Here is a 24,684-nt window from a genome sequence, read left to right as displayed (position 1 = left end):
GCTCAGTCCCCCGCGTGCTCGTCCCATGCCGCGGCCAGCGCGGCGCGCGTGTCGCCCAGCAGCACCGGCACCGGCTTGGTCCTGCCGATGAGGGGCATGAAATTGAGGTCGCCCGCCCAGCGCGGGACCACGTGCTGGTGCAGGTGCGCCTGGATTCCGGCACCGGCGATGCGGCCCTGGTTCATGCCGAGATTGAACCCGCCGGGATCCGAGACCGCCCGGATCACCCGCATCGCCTGGCGGCTGAGCACGGCCACCTCGATGACCTCCTCGGGAGTGAGGTCCGTGTAGTCCGCGACATGCCGATAGGGGCACACCAGCACGTGCCCGGGGGAATAGGGATAGAGGTTCATGACGACGTACGCATGCTCTGCGCGTCGCACGATCAGGCCCTCGTCGTCCGGACGTTGCGGGGACCGGCAGAACGGACACTGCCCGGCCGAACTGTCCTTGGGCTTGTCCTGTCCACCGACATAGACCATCCGGTGCGGTGTCCAGAGCCGGTCGAAGCCGTCGGGGACGCCGGCGAAGTCCTCAGCGCGCTCCAGGGGTGGCTCAGCCATGGCCCCTCCCGTGGCGCCGGAACGACCGGGAATCGCGAGCGCTCACACCTGGACCTTGTCCGCGATGGCCTTGGTGATCTCCGCGACCGCCTCCGCGATCGGGACGCCGTTCTTCTGCGAGCCGTCGCGATAGCGGAACGACACCGCGCCGGCCGAACGGTCCTCCTCGCCGGCGATGAGGACATACGGCACCTTCTGCTTGCTGGCCGTGCGGATCTTCTTGGGGAAGCGGTCGTCCGAGGTGTCGACCTCGACGCGGACGCCCGCCTTCCGGAGCTGCTGCGCGACGTCCTCGAGATAATCGTTGAACTCGGCTGCCACCGGAACGGCGGTGACCTGGACCGGCGACAACCAGACGGGGAACGCACCGGCATAGTGCTCGACCAGCACGCCGATGAATCGCTCGATCGACCCGAACTTGGCGGAGTGGATCATCACCGGGCACTGTCTGGAGCCGTCCGCGGCGGTGTACTCCAACTCGAACCGCCGGGCCATGTTGAAGTCGTACTGGATCGTCGACATCTGCCACGTCCGCCCGATCGCGTCCCGGGCCTGGACCGACACCTTGGGGCCGTAATAGGCGGCACCCCCCGGATCCGGCACGACCTCGAGGCCGGTTTCCGCGCAGACGGTGCGCAGGACCTCGGTCGCGGTCTCCCAGTCCTCGTCGGTGCCGATGAACTTGTCCTTCTTCTTGTCGTCGCGCGTCGAGAGCTCGAGATAGAAGTCGTCGAGGCCGAAGTCGCGCAGGAGGCTCAGGACGAAGTTGAGGAGGTGCTTGATCTCCGCGGGCGCCTGCTCGGGAGTGCAATAGGAGTGCGAGTCGTCCTGGGTGATCGAACGGACCCGGGTCAGGCCCTGGAGCACGCCGGACTTCTCGTTGCGATAGACGGTGCCGAACTCGAAGAATCGCAGCGGCAGCTCCCGATAGGACCGGCCGCGACTGCGGAAGATCTCGTTGTGCATCGGGCAGTTCATCGCCTTGAGGCGATAGAGGTGACCGTCGTCGTCGATCGGCGGGAACATGCCGTCGGCGTAATAGGGCAGGTGGCCGGAGGTGTAGTAGAGGTCCTCCTTGGCGATGTGCGGCGTACCCACATAGAGAAAGCCCTCCTCGATGTGGCGCCGGCGGACATAGTCCTCCATCTCGCGCTTGATCACCCCGCCCTTGGGGTGGAAGACCGGCAGGCCGGGGCCGATGTTCTCCGGGAACGAATAGAGGTCGAGCTCGGCGCCCAGCTTGCGATGGTCGCGCTTGGCGGCCTCCTCGAGCCGGGTCTTGTATGCCTGCAGATCGTCCTTGGTCGCCCAGGCCGTGCCATAGAGGCGCTGCAGTTGGGGATTGGCCTGGTCGCCGCGCCAGTACGCCGCAGAGGTCCGGGTCAGCGCGAACGCCGCCTGGTTGATATAGCCCGTGTGTGGGACGTGCGGGCCACGGCACAGATCGCCCCACGCCGTGGAGTCGTCGCGCCGGACGTTGTCATAGATCGTGAGCTCACCGGCGCCGACCTCGACCATCGCGCCCTCGGTGTCGGCGGCACTGCCCTTGAGCTGTACGAGCTCGAGCTTGAAGGGCTCCGACTGGAGCTCCGCCACGGCCTCGTCGTCCGACACGACCCGGCGCACGAAGCGCTGCCGCTCCTTGATGATGCCGACCATCTTCTTCTCGATGACCTTCAGCCGCTCCGGGGTGAGCGGTTCCTCCAGCAGAAAGTCGTAGTAGAAGCCATCGGTGATCGGCGGGCCGATGCCGAGCTTGGCCTCGGCGTGCAGATTCTGCACCGCCTGGGCTGCGACGTGGGCGCAGGAGTGGCGCAGGATCGCGAGGCCTTCGTCGGAGGTGACCAGGACGGGCACGACCTCATCACCATCGGCGAGCATATGCACGAGGTCCTTGGTCTCGCCGTTGACCTGCATCGCCACGATCGACCGGTCGTCGCCGAACAGGTCGAGGCCGGTAGTCGTTGTGTCCACCTGTCGCGGTTCGCTGGAATCCGGGCTGACGACGGTGATGGTGATGGACACGGGCATGCCTTTCGGGAGAAACGAGGATCGACCCGACAATGGCCGACCCAGCCACCCATTGTGCCCGACGGGTCGGATGGCTCGCTCAAGCGGCCACTGGATGTATGTCGGCAAACCGATATTCTTCGTGGTGCCAGCCGACCGAGGGGGCACCATGCACGAACTCCGCACCGCAGCGGCCGTTTCCGACCTGCTCGCGCCCTATGCCGTTCCACGGGTTCCGCCCGCCGGCCGGGCCTGGACGATGGCCAACATGGTGGCCGGACTCGATGGCACGGCAGCGTTCGGCGGCCGGGTGGGGCCGCTGTCCGATGGGCCGGACGTGGAGTTGTTCCGGCTCATGCGTGCCCTGGCGGATGTCGTTCTGGTGGGCGCGGAGACGGTGCGCAAGGAGGGCTATGGTCCGGTCAGGTTGCCGGAGTCCCGCCAGGCCGCCCGCGTGGCTGCGGGGCGTACGCCGCTGCCGCCCGTCGCAGTGGTGAGCCGATCGCTCGATCTCGACTGGGACACCCCCCTGTTCACCAAGGCGGAGGCGCTGACGATGGTGGTGACCTGTGCTTCCGCCCCAGCCGACCGGCTCGAGCGGGCTCGCGCCGCCGCGGAGGTGCTTGTCGTGGGCGACGAGGGCGTCGACCTCGACGCGCTGCTCCGGGAATTCGCCGAGCGCGGATTGCCGACGGTCCTGTGCGAGGGCGGTCCGACGCTCCTCGGCCGGTTCGCCGCCCAGGGGCTGCTCGACGAACTGTGCCTCACGGTGTCACCGATCATGGGTGGCGATCCCCTGCCGGTCGCGTTGACGCCGGAGGGTGGTGGCCTTTCGGCGTACCGTCTCTGCCACACGCTCGCACACGAGTCCACTTTGTTCCTGCGATACGAACGGGCCGTCGATGAGTGACGCCGGTGACTCCTACGACGAACTGATGCGCTATTGCAACACCGCCATGCTGGTGGTCACGGCCTCCGACGGTCGGGAACGCGCGGGTTGCGTCGTGGGCTTCCACAGTCAGTGCGGGATCGACCCGCTCCAGCACGGGGTCTGGCTCTCGAAGGCGAACCACACCTACCGGGTCGCGTTGCACGCCACCGAGCTGGCGGTGCATTTCCTCACCCCGTCCGACGAGGACGTGGCTCGCTTGTTCGGCGAGTCCAGTGGCGACGAGATCGACAAGTTCGAGCACGTGGCCTGGCACGCCGGGGAATCGCAGGCGCCGCTCCTTGACGCGCTCCCCAATCGATTCATCGGTCGGCGTGCAGCGCTGTTCGAGGCGGGCGGGGATCACGCCTGTTTCCTGTTGACTGTCCAGGATGCCCATTGCGCAGAGGACTTACGGCCGCTTCGATTCGATGCGCTCGGCGGGCTCAGCCCAGGACACGCCGCGGAGGACCGTCCGGCGCCAGCGGTGACACGGACCGATCCGGCATAGGCGGCACCAGCCCCCGATCCGCTCCCGGCGATCCCGCAGGTGAGGCGGTCCGCGCGGCGCTCACTGCTTGTTCGACCGCTGACCAGATTGTCCGACCGCCTACCCGACTTATCCGAGTTATCCGACCGCTGACGCCGGTTATCCGACCGCTGACGCCGGTTATCCGACCGCTGACGCCGGTTATCCGACCGCCTTCCCGGCCGCGCCGCGATGCCTTTTCACGCACTCTGCATCACGAACAGCAACTCTGCATCACCGGATGCACTCTCCGACATGCATGCGTGTCGGAGAGTCGATGTGGGGATGCAGGGTCCGCCCCCGTGCTGCGAGGTCGCGCTCCGCCTGCTCGTGAGACCGTGGAAAGCAGAAAGCCTCTGGCTCAGCTTGGGTGCTGGCCAAAGGCTTCTGTGATGATGGTGGGCGGTACTGGACTCGAACCAGCGACCTCTTCGGTGTGAACGAAACGCGCTACCAACTGCGCCAACCGCCCGTGCGAGGGTTGACTATAGCCGAAGATCCGCGAGCGTGCCGAATCGGCGCGGCGGACACCGTGGGCGTACGCCAACAACTCCCCCGTCGCAAAGCTCGTGCGCGCGACCGAACCACTGGTTATCGTGAGCCGATCGAGCAATGGGAGGGCGATGAGCCAGGCGGAGGCAGAGTTCGAGGACGTCTCGTTGCGGACCCGGGACGAGTACCTGCGGTTCCTCGACCGCATCCGCACGTCCACGAACGAGATCGAGTTCGTGCTGCACCGCACGGTGGGGAACGAGTCGCTGCCAGAACAGGTCGCCGACTACGTGATCGAGCGCCGGGAGGGTGTGGGGCAACGGCCCGGTTATATGCGACCTGCGCGGCAGTCGACGCTGCTGCGCTGCCGCTACCACCGCGATGTGTTCACTGCCCTGCGCGGCTATGACGGCTTCTTTCGCACCATCCCTGATCCGCCGTGGGAGCGCACGGATTTTTCCGACTTCGGCGACGTCGACATCGTCATCCGGGACAAGACGGGCGCGATCATCTTCTGGACAGTCACCCATGAGGGCATGGCCAAGGTGCGCAAGGGGTTCTGAGCCGAATCCTGAGCCACGAAATCCCGAGAGCCAGCCCGCCGAAATCAACCTCCTCACCCCCACATACCAGGATCAGGGGTCGGGGTCCTCCACCGCACGCTGCCGGAACTCGGCACGCAACCGCGTCGCCACCGGGCCCGGGGCCTGCCACGTGAGTTGGTCCCAATCGTTGACCGCCTGCACATCCCGCGTGGTCGACGTCAGGAAGACCTCATCGGCCCCCTTCGCCTCCGCGAGAGTGAGGTTGCGTTCCTCGCCGCCGAACCACTCGAGCACGAGCGCGCGCGTCACACCGTCCAGCGCGCCGGTCGAAATGGGCGGCGTGACGATCTGTTCGTCGAACACGCAGAAGATGTTGGTGCCGGTCCCCTCACACAACAGTCCGTCGGTGTTGACGAAGATCCCTTCGCCGGCATTGCGCGCCTTCGCGTACATCAACCCCCGCACGTTCTCGCCGTAAGAGGTCGTCTTGATGCCGGTCATCGCTCCGTTCACATTGCGGGTCCACGGCAGGGTGACGATGCCGCCCGCCGCCTCGGGAACCGGACTGGGTTCGGCCGAGACGACGACCAACGGCCGGTCGGCCGTCCGATATGAAGCGAGCGGGCCGATGCCGTCCGTGTAGGTGATTCGCAAGCGCCCGTGCGGAATCTCCCAGTCGGACAGGTCCGCGAGCACTTCGTCGATGCCGAGGCGGACGTGGCCGAGATCAGGAGCGGGCAGCCCCATCCGCTCAGCGGATCGCTCCAGCCTCGCGAGGTGGCGCGTGATCGCGAATGCCCCGAGCTCCGTCACCTTGAGCACCTCGAAGACACCGTCGCCCGCCACCAGCCCGTGGTCGGCCGCAGGGACCAGCGCTTGGGCCGGGTCGGCGAAAAGCGTGCCGTCGATCCAGGTGCGGAGGCCTTGGGGGTACGCAGAACGCGCGCTCTCGGTCATGCCTCCATCATGCCGCCAACACGCTCGGTTCTATCCGATTTGCGCGGGTCCAATCGGTGAGCTAAGTTAATCCACGCGCTGGAGGGGGCAACCCCGACAGAGCGAAGCAGGAAGAGAGAGATCTCAACCTGATGCGGACGTGGCTCAGTTGGTAGAGCATCACCTTGCCAAGGTGAGGGTCGCGGGTTCGAATCCCGTCGTCCGCTCGGAGCGTGGGTCCCCACCCGGGAGCAATCCCACTCCAGTTGGTGGGTTGGCCGAGAGGCGAGGCAACGGACTGCAAATCCGTGTACACGGGTTCAAATCCCGTACCCACCTCGGGCGGTTGGCGCAGTTGGTAGCGCGCTTCCCTGACACGGAAGAGGTCATCAGTTCAAATCTGGTACCGCCCACCACCATCGAAATGGCCTCTGACTAGGAGAAACCTCCAGTCAGGGGCCATCTTCGTTCGATCGCAAGATCTTGTCGACTCGCAGCTGCGCGCCCTGCAGTTCCGCGCCGGCGGGGCTAAGGCGATCACCCCGCCGGGCTCTTCTGCTTGGGTCGACGAGCTGCAGCGCTCGCTGAGCGCTAGACCGGCTTGACCACAGGCGACCTGGCGAGGACGTTGCCGTCGGCGTCGACCAAGGTGGCTTGGGCATTGCTATAACCCACCTTTGTGCCTGACCACCAGTCCATTGCTTCCGTAGTGGTCTGCTGGGTGCTGCCCTCGATGGTCCACGTGATCTCCAGTTGAGCTCCCTCCGGCGCACCGGTCGCCAGGAAGCCGAACGAATCCTCCGACTCGTCAGTCACTTCGAGCGTGATCCCGGCCGTTCCCGCCTCTGCGCCGCGACCCTCTGCCTGCGCGGAAGCTGCCGCTGCTGAGGCACTCGCCTCCGCAGCTGCGGCGAGTTGATCGGCGACCTCGGCCGACACTGGTGGGACATAGTCACGCTCCAGTGCCTGGAGCTCGTCCCAGGGGAACGGTGCGTAAGTCTGCTGCGGCCCGCCCCACATCAGGTTCCAGCTTTCGGCTTCACCGAAGAGCGCCGGATAGGGATCGACGTCGAACGTGGCGGCGTTCTGCACCGACAGGTTGATGCCTCCCGAGCGGTCGACGATCATGAAGCCATGCTCCTGGGCCGCCTTGGCGATCGTCCGGGCGACCGGGTGCAGGTTGAGCGCGTCGATGTCGAGATCGGCCGGGAGCCGCAGCAACTGGCCCTCGGAGATCGTGTTGTCACCACGCGGCAGCACGCCATCGGTTCGTGTGGCAGGCTCCGAAATATAGGTGTCGACGACCTCGACGGGGAGAGCCATCCCGATCACGTGATCGATGTGGCCCGCCTGCAGTTCGGCCGCCTTGATCGTGTAGGGCTCCAGCGCGCTGCCGGATGCCGATACCCCCTTGGGCCAGGGATAGAAGCCGTGGGACGTCCGAGCGTCGTCGATGGAGCCGCCCCAACAGGCGTACCAGCCATCGGCGCGCTTCTCCGCGACCCACAGGTCGACATAGCGGCCGGAGTCCGAGTTGAACACCGAGAGTTGCTTGTCGGTTCCGCCGGAGGCACGGGCGTTGTCCGGAATGTGCACACCCCGCAATTCGTCGAATTGCTCCGGCGTGTCGTCGTGTTGGTCCAAGCAGTCGTGGAACTTGATGTCGTGCTGGGGATCCGCATTGGTGGCGATCCAGAACGGCGCCGAATAGTCGTAGGTGCTGAGGTTCATCGATGGCAGCCCGCGCGACTTGTCCCCCCACTGCTCGATGCCCCAGTGCTTGATGTGCTGAACGATCGCAGTGCTATTCGGATCGACCGGAGCGTCGTCCGGGAGCGCGCGATAGGTCGGCGCATCGGGCGCCCAGATGTGCTCATAGGCGGGCCCGGTGGCCGCGTCCCCTCCGGCCCTGATCCCACCGAGACTCACGAAGTTGAAGACAAGCAGCAGGGCCAACGCGACCAGTCCCACGACGGGCACCGGTCGGAGTCCAAGCGGCTCGTAGTTCTTGTCGAACCAGCGCTGGAAGATGAAGGCCATCGGAGCGAAGACGAGAAGCGCCACGCTGGCGGCGACGATCGCGACGCCGGCGCCACTGCCCATCTCCGCAGAGGACAGGTTGAAGTACGTGATCGCCAACGCGACATTCACCACGGTGCCGATCACCCATGGCCAGAACGCAAACGCCCATTGCCGGGAGAGCGGGCCCTTCTCAGGTCCGCCATGCCGCCCGACGTGGGGCGCGAAGAGCCGCGCGATGAGGAACAGCAGGCCAACTCCGACCAGGCAGATTGCGATCTGTACGCCGACCGGCCAACCGAGGCTCGACGCCGCAACGGCGGTGTCCCCCGCGCCGAACGGCGTAATGATCAGATAGCCAACACCCTCCATGAGCGAGGTGAATGCCAACCACAGCCACAGCAAATGAGCAAAACCACCCTTGCGGCGCAGTGGCAGCCACAACGCCATGATGATGCCGGTGACGAGGCTGAACACGGGCGCAGACAACGCCATGAAGGCTTCTTGCCCCGGAGTCGGCTCGCCGACGTGCTCGACCCCAAAGGGGAACAGAACACCGGGGAAGCCGAGTGCCAAGCCCGCCACCAGATGCACCAACTCATGGAGCAGGATCATGATCCCGGTGGCCAGAACCGCGGCCGTCGTGCTGTTGATCAGCACGGTCCGAAACGACTCCTGCGTGCGCGGCTGCTCGTGCGCATCCGGCCGAACTGTGGTTGGAGGGGCAGTCATAGGCCAAAGCCTAAGACCAAAATCAAGAGGCCAAGAATGGGCGCATGACACGGACACCCACGCCCTGAGACGCAGCACGGTAGCTGTCCGCGTATACCCGCACAGGGCGCGCCATCACGAAACTCGACGCGCCCTGTGCGGAAACACCGCCACCCAATCAGAGCAGTAGTTCGATCACCAGCCGTGAATGATCGAAGATCGTGCAACCACCCGGCCCGAAGAGTCGATCAGCGTGGCTTGGGCATTGCGGTATCCCGCTTGATTGCCTGACCACCAGTCCATGGCCGAAGTGGAGGTGCTTTGGCCATACCCATTGCGGGTCCAGGTGATCTCCATCCTCGCCCCTGCGGGAATAGCGCCTTCAGCCATGAATCCGAAGGTCGCCCGGGAATGATCGGTCGGGGCCAACCGCACGCCAGTCGCCGGCGGCGGAGTTGTGGGAGGTGGCGTCGGTGTAACTGTCACCGGCGGAGTTGTGGGAGGTGGCGTCGGTGTAACTGTCACCGGCGGAGTTGTGGGAGGTGGCGTCGGCGTGACTGTCGGCGGCGGACCCTGAACCATGGGCGGCGGCTCGATGATGGGCGCGCCGGATGGCTTTAGGACTTCCGACCGCGCGAGTTCCCGACCAGTCGAGTCCCGCAGGATCGCAATGGCGTCCCTGTAGTTCGGCTGCTGGCCCGACCACCACGTATCCGCAGTAGTGAACGCCGTCTGGCCAGCCGTGCCGCGTCTCCAGGTGATGTCCATCCGGGTCCCGGGAGGCGCGCCCACCGCATCGAACCCGAACGTGTGGGTCGATTGGTCGCCGACGATCACGCGTACCCCGGACGTCGGAGGCGGCGTGGTCGGGGTCGCAGTCGCCGTGGGCGTAGCAGTCGCCGTCGGGGTCGCAGTCGCCGTGGGCGTGGCAGTCGCCGTGGGCGTCGGGGTCGCAGTCGCCGTGGGCGTCGGGGAGGTCGTCGCCGTTGGCGTCGCCGTCGCAGTAGGCGTCACGGTGGGAGTCGGGGACGCCGTCGCGGTGGGCGTAGGTGTCGGTGTCGGCGTTACGTCTCCCCCGACGTTCGTGATCGGTCCGATGTAGTCCCGCTGCACCGCCTGCAGACGGTCCCAGGGGAAGGGGTTGTATTGCCGATGACGGCCACCCAGCATCACGTTCCAGCTGTCCGCCTGACCGAACAGCGCGGGATAGGGGTCGACGTCGAACGTGATGGCGTTCTCTGCCGAGAGATTGATGCCACCCGAGCGGTCGACGATCATGAAGCCGTGTTCCTGGGCGGCCCGTGCGATGGTCGCCGCCACGGGGTGCAGGTTGAGCGCGTCGACGTCCAGGTTCGCAGGGAGGCGCAGAAGCTGTCCTTCGGACACGGTGTTGTACGCCCGCGGCAAGTGCCCGTCCGTTCGCGTTGCCGGCCTGGAGACGTAGCTGTCAACGACCTCGATCGGCACGGACATCCCGATCACGTGGTCGATCCGGCCAGCCCGGAGTTCGGCGGCCTTGATCATGTATGGCTCGAGCGCGCTACCGGACGCCGAGACACCCCGGGGCGACGGGAAGAAGCCGTTGGCGGTGTGCGAGTCACTGATAGATCCGCCCCAGCAGGCGTACCATCCGTCTGCCCGCTTCTGGGAAACCCACAGGTCCACGTAACGGCCGGTGTCCCGGTTGTAGACCGACAGCTGGCTGTCGGTGCCGGAGGAAGGCCTCGCCCGATCGGGGATGTGCACGCCCCGAAGCTCTTCGAACTCGCGCGGCGTCGCGCCTTTCCGCTGACAATCGGTGAACTTGATGTCGTACGCAGGGTCGTCATTGCTGGCCACCCAGAATGGGGCGGAGTAACTGTGTGTGTTCAGGTTCATCGACGGTAGACCGCGAGCGGGATCTCCCCACTGCTCAATGCCGTACCGCTTGATGTTCTGGATGATCGCGGCCGAGTTCGGATCGAGCGGTGCATCGTCGGGCAGTTGCTGGTAGGTGGGCGCATGGGCGGCCCAGATGTGCGGATAGACCGCCGCGGCCTGGGCCTCAGCTGGTCCTGTTCCGATCGATGTCAGCAGGATTCCTGCCGCCAACGCGCCGGGGAACGCGAACAGCTTCCGTTTGGTCGGTGTGGTCACGCTCACACAATGCTGAGGGTATTTCTCAGGTGTCAACGAATCATGATTTAGAATTCAATCGTTAACCCCGGAAACCCGCGCCACAGCAGGCTCAGGCGCCACACGGGTTCCCGGGACCTCAGCTAGAAGGTGAGGCTTTTATATGCGGTAAGGATCGTGATTAATCGCGTCGCGTGGTTCGACCGCGCGCCCATCCCACTCACGTCCCGCTCGCGACCAGCCGCGCCGATTCCCGACACCTCAGAGATCCATCACCTTGTTCTCACCCTCGACGGGCTCCTTGGTGATGAGCGACTTGGCGAGCTGGGCGAGTTGGGTGACCTTTCCGCCCGGGGAATCCCAGTATTCGGCGCTCTCGCCCTCGACCAGAATCAGCACGTTGTTCGGATCATCCGGGCCGCTCTCGAAGAAGGCGTCGGTGAACCTGTTCCACTCGTCCCGCAGCTTGACGGGATCGTTGACCACTCGCGCCTTGCCGGAAACGGAGACCCAGCTGGAGGACCCGGCATACGCCACGTTCGCTTCGACGCGGCCGGCTTCGATCTGACGCGCCAGATCCGAGTCACGCTGGGCGATGAACCAAATGCTCCCGTCGAACTCGACATCCTGGGTCGTCATCGGACGGCTCACCAGCCGCCCGGCCTCGTCGATGGTCGTGAGCATCGCGATGCGAACGCCCTTGATCAACTCGGCGACCTTGCGACGGTTCTCGGTCGGGTTGGGTGCTTCGGTCATGCGAATTCTCCTATCGATTTATCTATTCTTACGAATGTACCTGGAGACGGCGGGCCGATCGTGGGAGGTTGACGCCATGACCCGCCAACCGAATCCTCCACTCCTCGGCCGCGTTGCGCTCGTGACCGGTGTCAGCCGTCGACAGGGCATCGCGTTCGCGGTGGCGAGGCGGCTGCTGGCCATGGGCGCCGACCTGTTCGTGACACATCACCGGCCGCACGACGAGCGGCAGCCCTGGGGCGCCGATGACCTCGACAGCGTCGTCGCTGAGCTGCGCGCGATCGATCCGACTCGCCGAGTCGAACACCTCGGCGCGGACCTCGCCGACCCGTCAGCCCCGACGAGGGTGGTCGACGCGGCCACTGCGGCGTACGGCCACCTCGACATCCTCGCCGCTGTCCACGCGCGGTCGGGCGGGGACGGTCCGCTCGCGGACATGACGCCGGCACGGCTCGATCAGCACTATGCGGTCAACACCCGTTCCACGATCCTGCTCACGAAGGAGTTCGCCGCTCGGCACGATGGCCGCGCGGGCGGGCGCGTCATCTGGTTCACTTCCGGGCAACAGTTGGGCCCGATGCGGGATGAGATTGCGTACGCGGCCAGCAAGGCCGCACTCGCCGGGGTCGCTGCTTCGGTGGCTGACGGACTTCTCGACCGCGGAATCCTGCTCAACGTGATCAACCCGGGGCCGGTGGATACGGGATACCTCAGCCCGGAGGGCGGCTCGTTCACCCCTGAGCAACTCGACGGCCTGCGCAAGAGCTTCCCACTCGGCCGGTTCGGGGAGCCCGATGACGTCTCGCGACTTGTGGCCTTCCTCGTCTCCGACGAAGGGCGCTGGGTCGTCGGGCAGGTCCTCAACTCCGAGGGTGGGTTCCGGCGCTGGGCGGTGGACACTTCGTGACGGACGGCCCACGATGAGGCCATGCGCCACCAGATCCAGGCTCCATCGGCGGTCGTGATGGTGCGACCGCACTACTTCACACCGAACCCCGAGACTGCAGCCGACAACGTCTTCCAACTTCCGCGTCCCGAGATCAACGCGGAGACCTTTGAAGCCCGCGCCCTTCGTGAGGTCGATGCTGTTGCACGCACACTCATGGAGCACGGCGTTCGGGTGCATGTGTTCGACGACCTGACCAGGGAGACGCCTGACTCGGTGTTTCCCAACAACTGGTTCTCGACGCACCGCGGCGGCCGGGTCGCGATCTATCCGATGGCAGCACCCAGCCGCAGGGGGGAACGCCGACCGGACGTGATCGAGATGCTGAAGAGTGAATATCGCGTGCAGGAAATCATCGACTATTCCGGCATGGAACCCGACGGACTGTTCCTGGAGGGGACGGGCGCGATGATCCTCGACCACGCCGAACGGGTGGCCTATGTCGGGGAGTCCTATCGGGCCGACCCCATCCTGCTGGAACGGTTCTGCACCCACTTCGGCTATGAGCCCATGGTTTTCGCGAACCGCGACCCGGCCGGGAACGCGATCTATCACACCAACGTGATCTGCAGCATCGCTACCGAGTTCGCGGTGCTGTGCACCGAGGTGATGACCGACGCCGCGCGCCGCGATGAGATCGTCGCCCGGTTGCGTGACTCGGGTCGCGACGTGATCGAGATCTCGTGGGAGCAGGTGACCGAGTTCGCCGGCAATGGTTTGGAGCTCAGCGGCTCAGATCGGCGGATCTATGCATGTTCCGCCCGCGCGGCGGCATCGTTCACAGCGGACCAGCGCGCGCGGATCGAGTCGTCGGCCCAACTCGTGGCGATCGATGTGCCCACGATCGAACTCGCGGGGGGCTCGGTGCGGTGCATGCTCGCGGGCATCCACCTGTCGCGCCGTTGAGCTGGGACAGGTGAATGCCCGCGTGCAGCAACCGCCGGAGCGTGCGGGCTCGAGCCGACACGCTCCGGTGGGGTGTTACTTGTCGGTGTCAGCGGCCTTGCGGGCGCGGGCTCCGGCCTGTCGGGTCTCCTTGCGGGCGGACTCGGCAACGTCCTCCCCTTCGGCCGCAGCCTTCTCGGCCTGGTCCCCAACCCGCTGGCTCATCGCCACGGTCTGGTCGGCCGCGGTGTCGACGTTCTTCTCGAACTGACGGGCGGTCTTCTCCGCGACGATGTTCCCGGCGTTCTCCAGCTCGCTCGCCGACTTGGCGAGTGCGCTCTGGGTCTGATCGGCAACCTGGGCGGCCCGGACGCGGGCCTCCTCGAAGCGCGCGAGCGCCTGCCCGCCGGCGGCCTCGGCCTGACGCTGCAGGACGTTGAGGTATTCGAGATTGGCGTCGGCGACTCGCTTCGCGACGTCACGGTTGAACTCGACCACGCGGGTCCAGAAGTCGAAGACCTGGTCGATCCCCTGCTGCCAGCGCTCACCGGCGACGGCCGGATCAACGGCGAGGGTCTCGCCGTCGAAGGCCCGCTTGGCTTCATCAAGCACGGACTTGGTGGCCTCGACCCACTTGGCCTGGGCTTCACGGGTGTTCTCGAGGTACTGCTCGGACATGGAGGTCATTCAAACTGCCTTCCATTTGGCGATATTTCGTTGTTCGAGGAGGGTTGAAAAAGGGGTGGTCCCAGTCCTCGGGTGACCACCAGCGGTGGGCACCAAGCACAACCATACGGAGTCGGCACGGGCCACGGCACACCCCTTGGGGGGTGATGACCCCTCAAGCCCCCTGGGGCTTCGTCGGGATGAACAGCAGCGCCGGCATTTCCAGCAACTCCTTCAACCGGGCAACGAAGCGCGCGGCCGCCCAGCCGTCGATCACCCGGTGATCAAAGCTGCTGGACAGGTTCATCATCGTCCGCGGCACGAACTCCGAGCCGTTCCACATCGGCCGCACGGCCATTCGGTTCACACCGACGATGGCGACCTCAGGACGGTTGATGATCGGCGTCGTCGCGATCGCCCCCAGTTTCCCCAGGGAGGTGACCGTGATCGTGGACCCGCTCAGTTCCTCCCTTCCGGCCCTGCCGTCACGGACTGCCGCGCTCAGCTCCTCGATCCGCGCTGCGGCCTCCCACAGATCCAGCGCGCCCGCATCGCGGATCACCGGAACCTTCAGCCCGTCGGGCGCCTGTGTGGCGATGCCCACGTGCACTGGCGTGTATCGCCTGATGGTGTCCGTCTGATCATCGAAGTGCGCGTTGAATTCCGGCTGCTCCCCCACCGCTGCCACGATCGCGCGCATCACGAACGGCAGGACCGTCACCCTGGGCGTGTGGTCGCTGTTGAGGCGAGTACGCAGACTCTCCAGTTCCGTGACATCCACTTCTTCCACGATGGTGATGTGAGGCACTTCGCGCCAGGCCTGCTGCATGCGCTTGGCAGTGATGCGCCTGATCCCCATGAGCTGAATGTCCTCGACGGACTCGGCGGCCGGCGCGGGCGCCGCGCCCGACCGGTTGAGGTGAGCCGCGAGGTCGGCCGCGGTCACCCGGCCTTCCGGTCCGGTTGCCCGGACGTCGCCGAGATCCACACCGGCATCGCGGGCGCGCCCCCGCACCGCCGGAGCGGCCAGCACCTTGGCCGATGCCGCTATGGCGGGGCGCGCGGATTGGGCGGGTTCCTCGAGTTCCGCGGAATGCTCCCGCTTGGTGGGGTTCCCGGATTTGGCGGACACCTCGGACCTGGCGTCGCCGGGCTTGGCGGTCGCCACGGTCCTGTCAGCCTCCTCGGTCCTGGCGGCAGGACCGACGTTGCCACCGCCGGCGACGGTGAGCCGGATCAACTCCGCGCCGACTGCGATGAACTCTCCCGGCTCGGCGCCCAGCGAGTGCACGGTCCCGGCGACCGGCGACGGAATCTGCACCCGAGCCTTGTCGGTGGTGACCTCGGCGAGCGGCGCGTCGGTCGCGACCTCGTCGCCGACGTTCACCAACCATTCGATGAGCTCGGCCTCGGCGATTCCCTCACCGATGTCGGGCATCTTGATGGCGTACTCCCCCATCTCTCACACCGCCTCTGCCGTCTCGCGGAGCGCGCACCCGACCCGAGCAGGCCCCGGGAAGTAGTGCCACTCGTGGACATGCGGATACGGCATGTCCCACCCCGCCACACGGCGGACCGGTGCCTCCAGCGAATAGAAGCATTCCGACTGGACGAGCGCGGCGAGCTCGGCGCCGTAGCCGCTGGTCAGCGTCGCCTCATGGACGATCACACACCGCCCGGTCTTGCGGACCGACGCGGTGATCGTCTCGAGATCGAGCGGCACCAGCGTGCGCAGATCGATCACCTCGGCGTCGATCCCGGCCTCAGCGGCTGCAGCCAACGCGACGTAGACCATCGTCCCGTACGTCAGCACCGTCACCGCTTCACCGGCCCGGCGGATGACCGCCTTGCCCAACGGCTCGACATAGTGCCCTTCCGGCACCTCGGCCGCCTTGTTGCCCTTCCAGGCCACGATCGGCCGATCCGGGTGTCCGTCGAACGGCCCGTTGTAGAGCCGTTTGGGCTCCAGAAAGATCACCGGATCGGGGTCCTCGATCGCGGCGAGCAGCAGCCCTTTGGCGTCATGGGGATTCGACGGAATCACCGTCTTCAGGCCGGCCACATGGGTGAACAGCGCCTCGGGCGACTGACTGTGGGTCTGGGCGCCGAAGATCCCGCCGCCCATGGGCATGCGGACGACCATCGGGCAGGTGAAGTCTCCGGCAGAGCGATAGCGCAACCGGGCGGCTTCGGAGACGAGTTGGTCGTACGCCGGGTACATATAGTCGGCGAACTGGATCTCGACGATGGGTCGGAGTCCGTACGCCGCCATGCCGATCGCGGTCCCGACGATCCCCTGTTCGGAGATGGGAGCGTCAAAGCAGCGGCTCTTGCCATATTTCTTCTGCAACCCCGCCGTGCACCGGAACACCCCGCCGAAATAGCCGACGTCCTGGCCGTAGACCACGACGCGCTCATCGGCGTCCATCGCGACATCGTGCGCGTCGCGGATCGCTTCGATCATCGACATCGTGCGCATGTCAGAACCCCGCTTCCTCGCGCTGGCGCTCCAAGTGGGGCGGGAGGTCCTCGAAGACGCCATCGAACATGAACTTGCGGCTCGAGCGGCTGCCGTGGTGCAGGGTGCCGATCGTCTCGGCCTGCTGCTGCGTCTCGATCACGTGTTCGGTGACCTTGGCGATCAGTTCGGCATGCTGTTCCTCGGACCACTCGCCGGAGACGATGAGGTGCTGCTTCAGGCGTTGGATCGGATCACCCAGCGGCCATGCCTCGCTTTCCCCGGCCGGGCGATAGGCCGATGGGTCATCGGAGGTGGAATGTCCGCCGGCGCGATAGGTCACGTGCTCGATCAGCGTGGGACCGTGGCCGGCCCGGGCTCGATCGGCAGCCCAGCGACCGGCCGCGTACACCGCCAGATAGTCGTTGCCGTCGACCCGCAACGACGGGATGCCATAGCCGAGACCCCGATGGGCCAGGGTCCGTGACCGGCCACGCGGGATGCCCTGGAAGGTCGAGATCGCCCACTGGTTGTTGACGACGTTGAGCACGACCGGCGGCTGATAGGTGGACGCGAACACGAGCCCGGCATGGAAGTCACCCTCCGCCGTGGACCCGTCCCCGATCCAGGCGACCGCGATCTTGGTGTCGCCCGCGATCGCGGAGGCCATGGCCCACCCGACCGCCTGCGGGATCTGGGTCGCCAGATTGCCCGAGATCGAGAAGAACCCGTGGTCCTTCGCGGAATAGAGCACCGGCAGCTGGCGCCCGTGGGTGGGGTCACCGGCGTTCGCGTACACCTGATTCATCATCGACAGCAGCGGATAACCGCCCGCGATCAGGAGACCCGCCTGGCGATAGGTCGGGAAGTTCATGTCGCCCTCACGCAGAGCACGTCGGAACGCGCACGAGACCGCCTCCTCGCCGAGGTGCGGCATATAGAACGACGTTTTCTGCTGTCGCTGGGCCAGCAGCATCCGGTGGTCGAGGGCCCGCAGCGTCAGCATGTGTTCCAGGCCTTCGCGCAGTTGGTCGAACGACAACGAGAGCTTTTCGGTGCCGGTCGTCGGATCGACGCCGGCGGTGGATTCTGGGCTTTCAGCCCAGGGGCCGACCGCATGGCCTTCGTCGTCCAACACGCGGATGAGCGTGAACGCGAGGTCATGCATGGATTCGGCAGGCGCATCGAGCGCAGGACGCGGGGCCGCCCCTGCAGGTGGGATCGCCACCTCGGAGAAGTCCGGGTTGTCACCGGGGCGGCACTGTGGCTCAGGGATGGTGAGTTTCAGTGGCTCCATTCATCAAGCTTGCCAGATCGCTGTGACACAGCTCACATTTGCCCCGAAAGTCGCACTTCTCGGGGGTCGGGTCGGCCTGTGGATGAACACGCCGCCAAGCCGCGTAGGCTCGCTGCATGCTTCTGATTTTCGGCACCAAGGGTTATCGCGAGATCTTGGGCGTCCTCACGCTGGTGTGCCGATATTGCGGGCACCCCGCCGCCCACCGCCTCGAGAAGGTGACCGACAAGTTCACCCTCTTCTTCATCCCCCTGTTCACCGTCTCCACGCGGTTCGGCATGCAATGCGCGATGTGCGGCGCGGAGAGCCGGCTCGATCGCGAGGAGGCCGAGCAACTGACGGGTTCGCTGCAGTCGCGGCAGCACCTGCGGTGATCACGGCGCGGACGACACCGTCTCCCGGCGGGCGCTGCGGCGTACAGTCAGCCCGTGGTCCCCGACTGGCTCCGCTCGATCCGAGGGCGGCTGGATGCGAACGTCCCGGCGTGGTTCGCCGAGCATCCCGTGCCACCGGACCCCTTGCGTTCGTCGGCCGTGCTGGTGCTGTTCTGGGCCGATGACGCCGGTGATACCCGCGTGGTGCTGACCGAGCGGGCCCACCATCTGCGCTCGCACGCGGCCCAGGTCGTGTTTCCCGGCGGGCATGTCGACCCCGGCGAGACGCCGGCCCAGGCCGCAGTGCGGGAGAGCACCGAGGAGATAGGCGTCGATCCGCGCACGGTGGAGATCATCGACCTCCTGCCGGGGGTCTATATGACCCCGAATCGGACCGCCTTCATCCCGGTGCTCGGCTGGTGGCACGAGCCACACGCGGTGGGCGTGGTGGATCCGGAGGAAGTACGCCGCGTCGTGCTGCCCACCGTCGCCGAACTCGCCAATCCGATCAACCGGTTCACCGCCACTGCCCCCGGCGGCTTCCGGGGCCCGGGCTTCTTCGTCGACGACCTGATCGTCTGGGGCGTCACCGCCAACCTGCTGGAGTCCGTGCTGGAGCTGGGCGGGCACTCTCGACCGTGGGATGCGACGATCAGGCACGCGCTGCCCTACCGACTCCTTGCCGCGTACGCCCGCGACATCTGACGTCAGTGCGAAGAAAAGTCGACACCCTGCGCGTGTTCTAACGCGTCACTCAGGCCTGAGACTGCGAATCTGGGTCCTGTGATCCCATCCCTCCGCACACGAATTATTGCGCTGCTCGCAACTCTCGTCTGCACACTCAGCCTGCTCGCGCCGTCCGCTCCGACAGCGGAGGCAGCGCCCGTTCCTTGGGCGCCCGGAGAGACCACCATCGCCGGTGGACTCCATCTGCCCTGGGGCATTGTCCAGTTGGACGACGGTTCGGTGCTGGTGACCTCGTCCGACTCGGCTGAGATCAGTCGGGTCACCGGGGATGGCCAACGGCGAGTCGTGGGCACCGTGCCGAATGTTCAACCGCTCAACGAGGGCGGCCTGCTCGGACTGGTCCGCGACCCGGAGAACCCGCGCGTGTTGTTCGCGTACGCCTCCACCATCACCGAAACCGGCAACGACAACCGCATCTGGCGGCTCACCTGGGACGGTGGACGGATCACTCCGGACCGGGTGATCCTGTCCGGCATTCCCCATGGAAGAGCGCACTCGGGTGGCCAGCTCAAGTTCGGGCCGGACGGCTATCTCTATGTGACGACCGGCGACACCAACAATCGCGCCACCGCGCAGGACCTGCGGAGCATGGCCGGCAAGATCCTCCGCATAGATCGCGACGGCGCAGCGGCGCCCGGCAATCCGTTCGCCGGACGGCCCGGCCTCGAGGCCCGCATCTGGTCCTATGGGCACCGAAACGTGCAGGGCATCGACTGGGACAGCACCGGCCGCATGTGGGCGTCGGAGTTCGGCCAGAACGCCTGGGACGAACTCAACCGCATCGAGCGGGGACGCAACTATGGCTGGCCCCTCTGCGAGGGCAACTTCCGATTCGGCTCGACCGAACCCTGCAGCGATCCTGCGTACACGAATCCCGTCCACACGTGGCGGCCCGCCGATGCCTCCCCCTCCGGGCTGACGGTGGTCGGTCGCACGGTGTTGATCGCCGGCCTGCGCGGCCAGTCGGTGTGGGCAGTGCCGACCGATGGTGGCACGCCCACCCGCCACTTCACCGGCCGATATGGCCGGATCCGCACCCTGCTGCCCGCAGCCGACGGGCGCCTGTTCGTCGTGACCTCCAACGGCAACAACGCCGACCGGATTCTGCTGGTGGACGCCCGGGCGCTGGTGCCGGGCCAGCACCCGACCGACTGGGCATACGCGGCAGCGGGCGCCGGCCTCCTCGGGGTTCGCGACGGGGGTCCGTGGTGCGGACTGGCTCGTGGTGGCTGCTTCAGCCGCTATGAGAAGGGTTCGGTCTATTGGTCCCCGGCGACCGGCGCGCAGGTGGTGCGTGGCGCGGTCCGGGATCACTGGGGCCGCCAGGGCTGGGAGGCCGGCTTCCTCGGCTATCCGACCGGTGACACGGTCTGCGGGCTGCGCGGGGAAGGTTGCTTCCAGACGTTCCAGGGCGGCTCGATCTATTGGTCCCCCGCCACCGGAGGGCGCTTCACCCGTGGCCTCATCCGCGACCAGTGGGCCGGGCAGGGCTGGGAGAGCGGCCTCCTCGGCTATCCGACGACGGACGAGATCTGCGGGCTGACCCGAGGCGGCTGCTTCCAGCACTTCCAGGGCGGCTCGATCTATTGGTCGCCGGCAACCGGCGCACGGTTCGCGCGCGGGGCCATCCGCGACAAATGGGCCCGGATGGGCTGGGAGCGGAGCTTCCTCGGCTATCCCGTGACCAGCGAGATCTGTGGGCTGGCCGCCGGGGGCTGCTTCCAGCGATTCCAGGGCGGGACCATCTATTGGTCACCCGCGACAGGGGCGCAGTTCGTTCGCGGCGCGATCCAGGCACGCTTCGCCCAGATGGGCGCGGAGACCGGGGTGCTCCGCTATCCCACGGGCGACGAAGCATGCGGCCTGACCCGCGGAGGATGCTTCCAAACCTTCCAGAACGGCTCGATCTATTGGTCTCCGGCTTCGGGAGCACAGCCTGTGCGAGGCGCCCTCAGGGACACCTGGGCCCGGTCGGGCTGGGAAAACGGCCGCTGGGGTTATCCAACGGGCGAAGAGGCATGCGAGCCCGGGCACTGCTGGCAACCGTTCCAAGGTGGGATGATGCACCTGCGCTGGTGATGCGAACCGCTCGGAAGATCACCCCGCCGCGTGCCCGCGCGGGGTGATTTGCAGGTTTCGAGTCCACTAGGCGGGGGTGGCCTAGTCCGTCGTGAGAGCGACCACTAAGGTTCGGAGAGAAGGTCGTCCAGAGTGGGGCGATCTGGTCAATCGACAGGTGGAGGACACACCCATGGCCGAAGAAAACCCGGCAATCGGTAAGAGCATCAAGACTGGTGAATTCAACACCAACTATCTCGAGGCCGGCGAGGACAAGGGCGGCACGCCCGTCATCCTGATGCACGGCTCGGGCCCCGGCGTGACCGCTTATGCCAACTGGCGCGGCATCATCCCGATCCTCTCCGAGCACTTCCACGTGCTCGCCCCCGACATGGTCGGCTTCGGCTATTCGGACCGCCCCGAGGGCATCGAGTTCAACTGCCAGGTCTGGGCCGACCAGACCTATGCCTTCATGCAGGCCAAGGGGATCGAGAAGGCCCACCTCGTGGGCAACTCCTTCGGTGGCTCGAACGCGATCCGTCTGACCACTGATCACCCGGAGGCCGTTGAGCGCCTCGTGCTCATGGGCTCCATGGGCGTCGACTTCCCGATCGTCGAGGGCGAGGGCCTGGACACCATCTGGGGCTATGAGCCGTCGGTGGAGAACATGGCCCAGGCCATCCGCACCATGGCGTGGGGCGACGAGCTGGCCCAGAACGAGAACCTGGCCGAGACCCGCTACAAGGCCTCCATCGAGCCCGGTTTCCACGAGTCGTTCTCCGCGATGTTCCCGGCTCCGCGTCAGCGCTGGGTCCAGTCGCAGATCACCGATGCCGACAAGATCCGCGGCATCAAGCAGGAGACCCTCGTCATCCACGGCCGCGAGGACCAGGTCATCCCGCTGTCGACCTCTTATGCCCTGCATCAGATGATCGACCGCGCCGACCTCCAGGTCTTCGCCCACTGCGGTCACTGGGTCCAGATCGAGCGCGAGGCGGACTTCGCCCAGTCGCTGATCAACTTCTTCAACCGCAAGGAAGTTGCCTGATTCACCCGTTCACGGCCCCCGGCTCCGCACCCCGCGGCAGCCGGGGGTCGTGGCAATTCCGGCGCGGGACGGCAATTCCGCCGAGAGCCGAAGGAACTTTCATGAGGCAAGGCACGAGTTCTCTGGCGCGGGGAGGCTCTCGCCGTTTAAGTTTGGCGCATGAAAGTCCAGGATGTGGTGAATCGCAAAGGCGCAGAGGTCATCACCATCCGCAGCGACGAGACTGTCGCGGCGTTGGTAGCCCTGCTGAACAAGCACAAGATCGGCGCCGTCGTGGTGTCGGACGACCGGGGATTCGTCCACGGCATCGCCAGTGAACGTGATGTGGTGCGCGGCTTGGCGGAGTCCGGCGCAGCAATCCTCGAACAGGATGTCGCGACGCTCATGTCGCGGGACGTCCACACGTGCCAGCCCGGCGAGGACATCGCCACGCTGGCCGAACGCATGACGAACCTGCGCATCCGGCATCTTCCGGTGCTGCGGGAGGAGCAACTCGCCGCCATCATCAGCATCGGCGACGTCGTCAAGAGCCGGTTGGATCAGCTCACCGAGGAGCGCAACCAGCTGATCTCCTACGTGCAGGGCTGATTGGGGACAACCATCAATCGCCGCCTGCGCGGGCTGTGGCGGATGCTGCAGCAGACCGTGCTCGCAAGCCTGCACTATCGGGTGACCGGTCTGGCGGCCGAGGTTGCATTCTTCACCCTGCTGTCGCTGCCGCCGCTGGTGTTCGGCCTCGCCGGCTCCATCGGCTTCATCGCCCGGCGCTTCACTCTGACCGACGTGTCGGGGTTCCGGGACCAAGCGCTGCACTACGCAGGTCAGTTCTTGACCCCGGACACCGTCCACCAACTCATCGCGCCCACCTTGGACGAGGTGCTGGGCTCCAGCCGGTTCGACATCGTGTCGCTCGGCTTTCTCATCGCTCTGTGGAGCGGCTCGCGCGCCACCGCGGTGTTCGTCGACGCGATCATGATCATGTATGGCGTTGGCGGCACCCGCGGCCTGGTCCGAGCCCGGATCTGGTCGTTCGGCGTCTATCTCGCCTTTCTCCTCGGCGGCGCAATCACACTCCCGCTCGTGGTCGCAGGACCACGGCTCGTCGAACGGCTGCTGCCGGACCGACTCGGCATCCTGGCCGCGCTCTATTGGCCGATCGTTCTCGTGGCGACGCTGGCCGTCTTGGTCACGCTGCTCCACTGGGCGACCCCGGTGCGCCACTATTGGCGGGCCCACGTTCCGGGCGCCGCCCTCACCCTGATCGTCTGGCTGCTGGGATCTGCGGCCCTGCGGTGGATCCTGACCACTCTCACCGGCGGAACCTCGATCTTCGGCCCGCTCGCCGCCCCGATCGCCCTGTTGCTGTGGCTTTATCTGATTGCGTTCGCCGCATTGGTCGGCGCCGCCCTCAACGCGGCGGTCGCCAAGGTGGCCCCCCGATGGGTGGGCATCACCGCACAGACGGCGGAACATGTGCTGGAAGACGTGGATGAGGCCGAGGATCCTCCGGACGAAACCCCTCAGCAAAGCGAAAATTGTGCGAACTAGGCCAGTTGTGTTCCAATATGCGAAACGTTATCTCACACTATGATATCGAGGTTGGCGTAGGCCGGGCGCGCCCGGTTAAGTGAAGTCGTCGAGTGGTTGCAGGTCGCACCAGCGCTTGAACGCTTGACACGGCAACGGCGCCGATCCACTTGCAGGCTTTGAGGGAAATGCGGGCGCCAGCCTACCTTTCTTCGTGCCTGCCCGACTGGGGAAGGCCTATCCCGCGATGACAGCTCCGGCGCTTGTCCTGCTTGCACATGGCAGCACCAGCAACCAAGTGGCTGAGGTGGCCCATGCGATGCGCGTGGGCATTCAGACCGCCCGTCCTGAAGTGTCGGTGCATACCGCCTTCCTCGACCACTGTCCGCCCAGCGGACCCCAAGTAGTCGCGCGCATTGCTCGCTCGAAGACCACCGAATTGGTGTTCGTCCCCATGAATCTCTCCAGCACCTTCGGCACCGACCCGAAGATTCTGGCGATGGTCGAGTCCGTGCAGAAAACCCACCCCAAGCTTCGGATCGGCGTCGCACGCCCCGTGGGCCCGGAGGCGACCCTGCTCTCTCTGGTGGACCGCCGCCTGCGCACGGCGCTGTCCGCGGCGCACGCCTATGAGCTCGATGGGTTGGTGCTGTCCTGCGAAGGCACCCACGACCAGCGCAGCCAGTCCCTGTTGTCGCGTCGGGCGCGGCAGTGGTCGCTGCACCACAAACTCCCGGTTGTGACGGCGACCGCGACCGGCATGGCTCCCGGCATTGCCACCGCCATCAACTCGCTGCGGGGCCAGGGCCGACGCCATATTGCTGTCGGTTCACTGTTCCTCGCCCCGGACGAGGTCTGGATGCACCAGGCTGACCAGGCCTATCGAGCCGGCGCGATCGCGGTCTCCGATCCGCTGGGCGCCGAGGAGGAACTCCTCGACATCGCATGGGGACGCTATGCGGTGGCGGCCATGGACCTGATCGACTTCGGCATCACCGAGGCGGAGAACGATGACCGCCAGACCGCCGAAAACGATCGCCACCTGCGGGTCCTCGGTGCCTGAGCCGCTCTGAT

The 24,684-nt window shown here is 66.3% G+C and carries 22 protein-coding genes and 4 tRNA genes; 15 read left to right on the top strand and 11 right to left on the bottom strand.

Translation table 11 applies throughout. From position 1 onward, the window contains the following. Positions 1-2: 2 nt before the first annotated feature. Entirely contained in the window at positions 3-563 is a 561-nt protein-coding gene (locus tag ACQ260_RS01000) for an HIT family protein (protein ID WP_432557528.1), read from the bottom strand. A gap of 42 nt (positions 564-605) precedes the next feature. Beyond that, positions 606-2,594 (bottom strand): threonine--tRNA ligase, encoded by a 1,989-nt coding sequence (thrS, locus tag ACQ260_RS00995; protein ID WP_432557527.1) that lies wholly within the window; start codon positions 2,592-2,594, stop codon positions 606-608. Positions 2,595-2,742: 148 nt separating this feature from the next. On the opposite strand from thrS, the gene ACQ260_RS00990 reads away from it, so the two are divergent. Both ACQ260_RS00990 and ACQ260_RS00985 read left to right on the top strand, forming a co-directional pair. Continuing rightward, positions 2,743-3,483: a pyrimidine reductase family protein gene (locus tag ACQ260_RS00990; RefSeq protein ID WP_432557526.1), complete on the top strand. Its 741-nt coding sequence runs from the start codon at positions 2,743-2,745 to the stop codon at positions 3,481-3,483. After that, positions 3,476-4,012 carry a flavin reductase family protein gene (locus ACQ260_RS00985; protein WP_432557525.1) on the top strand — a complete coding sequence of 179 codons (537 nt, stop codon included), beginning with the start codon at positions 3,476-3,478 and terminating at the stop codon, positions 4,010-4,012. Before ACQ260_RS00990 ends, ACQ260_RS00985 begins: the two co-directional genes overlap by 8 nt. 414 nt (positions 4,013-4,426) lie before the next feature. Here the strand turns inward: ACQ260_RS00985 and ACQ260_RS00980 are convergent. Continuing rightward, positions 4,427-4,502: transfer RNA gene (locus tag ACQ260_RS00980), tRNA-Val, on the bottom strand. A gap of 151 nt (positions 4,503-4,653) precedes the next feature. Between ACQ260_RS00980 and ACQ260_RS00975 the strand changes: the two genes are divergently transcribed. Next, a complete protein-coding gene (locus ACQ260_RS00975) occupies positions 4,654-5,085 on the top strand; it encodes a hypothetical protein (protein ID WP_432557524.1) in 432 nt (143 codons plus the stop codon). 72 nt (positions 5,086-5,157) lie between these two features. Here ACQ260_RS00975 and ACQ260_RS00970 read toward each other — a convergent pair whose 3' ends face one another. Continuing rightward, on the bottom strand, positions 5,158-6,024 hold the full coding sequence (locus ACQ260_RS00970) for an aminotransferase class IV (protein WP_432557523.1): 867 nt from the start codon (positions 6,022-6,024) through the stop codon (positions 5,158-5,160). A 133-nt stretch (positions 6,025-6,157) separates the two neighbouring features. Here ACQ260_RS00970 and ACQ260_RS00965 point away from each other — a divergent pair. From ACQ260_RS00965 to ACQ260_RS00955, 3 genes are all read left to right on the top strand, one after another. Then, positions 6,158-6,230: transfer RNA gene (locus ACQ260_RS00965), tRNA-Gly, on the top strand. Between the two features lie 41 nt (positions 6,231-6,271). Next, positions 6,272-6,342: transfer RNA gene (locus tag ACQ260_RS00960), tRNA-Cys, on the top strand. A 1-nt stretch (position 6,343) separates the two neighbouring features. Further along, positions 6,344-6,419 (top strand) — tRNA-Val (locus tag ACQ260_RS00955). A gap of 175 nt (positions 6,420-6,594) precedes the next feature. Here the strand turns inward: ACQ260_RS00955 and ACQ260_RS00950 are convergent. The 3 genes from ACQ260_RS00950 to ACQ260_RS00940 all read right to left on the bottom strand — a co-directional run bounded on the left by ACQ260_RS00950 (position 6,595) and on the right by ACQ260_RS00940 (position 11,604). Continuing rightward, positions 6,595-8,754, bottom strand: coding sequence for a hypothetical protein (locus ACQ260_RS00950; protein WP_432557522.1), 2,160 nt, complete (start codon positions 8,752-8,754; stop codon positions 6,595-6,597). Positions 8,755-8,928: 174 nt separating this feature from the next. After that, positions 8,929-10,869, bottom strand: a complete 1,941-nt coding sequence (locus tag ACQ260_RS00945) for a hypothetical protein (RefSeq protein ID WP_432557521.1) — start codon at positions 10,867-10,869, stop codon at positions 8,929-8,931. Positions 10,870-11,109: 240 nt separating this feature from the next. Then, positions 11,110-11,604, bottom strand: coding sequence for a pyridoxamine 5'-phosphate oxidase family protein (locus ACQ260_RS00940; protein ID WP_432557520.1), 495 nt, complete (start codon positions 11,602-11,604; stop codon positions 11,110-11,112). Between the two features lie 76 nt (positions 11,605-11,680). Between ACQ260_RS00940 and ACQ260_RS00935 the strand changes: the two genes are divergently transcribed. Together ACQ260_RS00935 and ctlX are read left to right on the top strand one after the other, a co-directional pair. Continuing rightward, positions 11,681-12,511 (top strand): SDR family oxidoreductase, encoded by an 831-nt coding sequence (locus tag ACQ260_RS00935; protein WP_432557519.1) that lies wholly within the window; start codon positions 11,681-11,683, stop codon positions 12,509-12,511. A gap of 21 nt (positions 12,512-12,532) precedes the next feature. Then, a complete protein-coding gene (ctlX, locus tag ACQ260_RS00930) occupies positions 12,533-13,456 on the top strand; it encodes a citrulline utilization hydrolase CtlX (protein WP_432557518.1) in 924 nt (307 codons plus the stop codon). A 75-nt stretch (positions 13,457-13,531) separates the two neighbouring features. Here the strand turns inward: ctlX and ACQ260_RS00925 are convergent, their stop codons facing one another. The 4 genes from ACQ260_RS00925 to ACQ260_RS00910 all read right to left on the bottom strand — a co-directional run bounded on the left by ACQ260_RS00925 (position 13,532) and on the right by ACQ260_RS00910 (position 17,856). After that, entirely contained in the window at positions 13,532-14,122 is a 591-nt protein-coding gene (locus ACQ260_RS00925; RefSeq protein WP_432557517.1) for a hypothetical protein, read from the bottom strand. 154 nt (positions 14,123-14,276) lie between these two features. Beyond that, a complete protein-coding gene (locus ACQ260_RS00920) occupies positions 14,277-15,560 on the bottom strand; it encodes a dihydrolipoamide acetyltransferase family protein (protein ID WP_432557516.1) in 1,284 nt (427 codons plus the stop codon). 3 nt (positions 15,561-15,563) lie between these two features. Then, on the bottom strand, positions 15,564-16,580 hold the full coding sequence (locus ACQ260_RS00915) for an alpha-ketoacid dehydrogenase subunit beta (protein ID WP_432557515.1): 1,017 nt from the start codon (positions 16,578-16,580) through the stop codon (positions 15,564-15,566). 1 nt (position 16,581) lies between these two features. Beyond that, entirely contained in the window at positions 16,582-17,856 is a 1,275-nt protein-coding gene (locus tag ACQ260_RS00910) for a thiamine pyrophosphate-dependent enzyme (RefSeq protein WP_432557514.1), read from the bottom strand. Between the two features lie 116 nt (positions 17,857-17,972). Between ACQ260_RS00910 and ACQ260_RS00905 the strand changes: the two genes are divergently transcribed. The 7 genes from ACQ260_RS00905 (at position 17,973) to ACQ260_RS00875 (ending at position 24,673) form a co-directional block, all read left to right on the top strand. After that, positions 17,973-18,230 carry a zinc-ribbon domain-containing protein gene (locus ACQ260_RS00905; protein WP_432557513.1) on the top strand — a complete coding sequence of 86 codons (258 nt, stop codon included), beginning with the start codon at positions 17,973-17,975 and terminating at the stop codon, positions 18,228-18,230. 54 nt (positions 18,231-18,284) lie between these two features. Further along, positions 18,285-18,935: an NUDIX hydrolase gene (locus ACQ260_RS00900; RefSeq protein ID WP_432557512.1), complete on the top strand. Its 651-nt coding sequence runs from the start codon at positions 18,285-18,287 to the stop codon at positions 18,933-18,935. Between the two features lie 78 nt (positions 18,936-19,013). Further along, positions 19,014-21,056 carry a PQQ-dependent sugar dehydrogenase gene (locus ACQ260_RS00895; protein WP_432557511.1) on the top strand — a complete coding sequence of 681 codons (2,043 nt, stop codon included), beginning with the start codon at positions 19,014-19,016 and terminating at the stop codon, positions 21,054-21,056. Between the two features lie 172 nt (positions 21,057-21,228). Further along, a complete protein-coding gene (locus tag ACQ260_RS00890; protein ID WP_432557510.1) occupies positions 21,229-22,083 on the top strand; it encodes an alpha/beta fold hydrolase in 855 nt (284 codons plus the stop codon). A gap of 159 nt (positions 22,084-22,242) precedes the next feature. Continuing rightward, complete coding sequence (locus ACQ260_RS00885; protein ID WP_432557509.1) at positions 22,243-22,671, top strand: CBS domain-containing protein; 429 nt, start codon at positions 22,243-22,245, stop codon at positions 22,669-22,671. A 42-nt stretch (positions 22,672-22,713) separates the two neighbouring features. Continuing rightward, entirely contained in the window at positions 22,714-23,631 is a 918-nt protein-coding gene (locus ACQ260_RS00880) for a YihY/virulence factor BrkB family protein (RefSeq protein ID WP_432557508.1), read from the top strand. A 193-nt stretch (positions 23,632-23,824) separates the two neighbouring features. Beyond that, positions 23,825-24,673 carry a sirohydrochlorin chelatase gene (locus ACQ260_RS00875; protein WP_432557507.1) on the top strand — a complete coding sequence of 283 codons (849 nt, stop codon included), beginning with the start codon at positions 23,825-23,827 and terminating at the stop codon, positions 24,671-24,673. The last annotated feature ends 11 nt before the right edge of the window (positions 24,674-24,684 follow it).

The sequence above is a fragment of the Ammonicoccus luteus genome (assembly GCF_050880385.1).
Taxonomy (GTDB): Bacteria; Actinomycetota; Actinomycetes; order Propionibacteriales; family Propionibacteriaceae; genus Enemella.
This window is presented reverse-complemented; position numbering and strand designations above follow the sequence as displayed.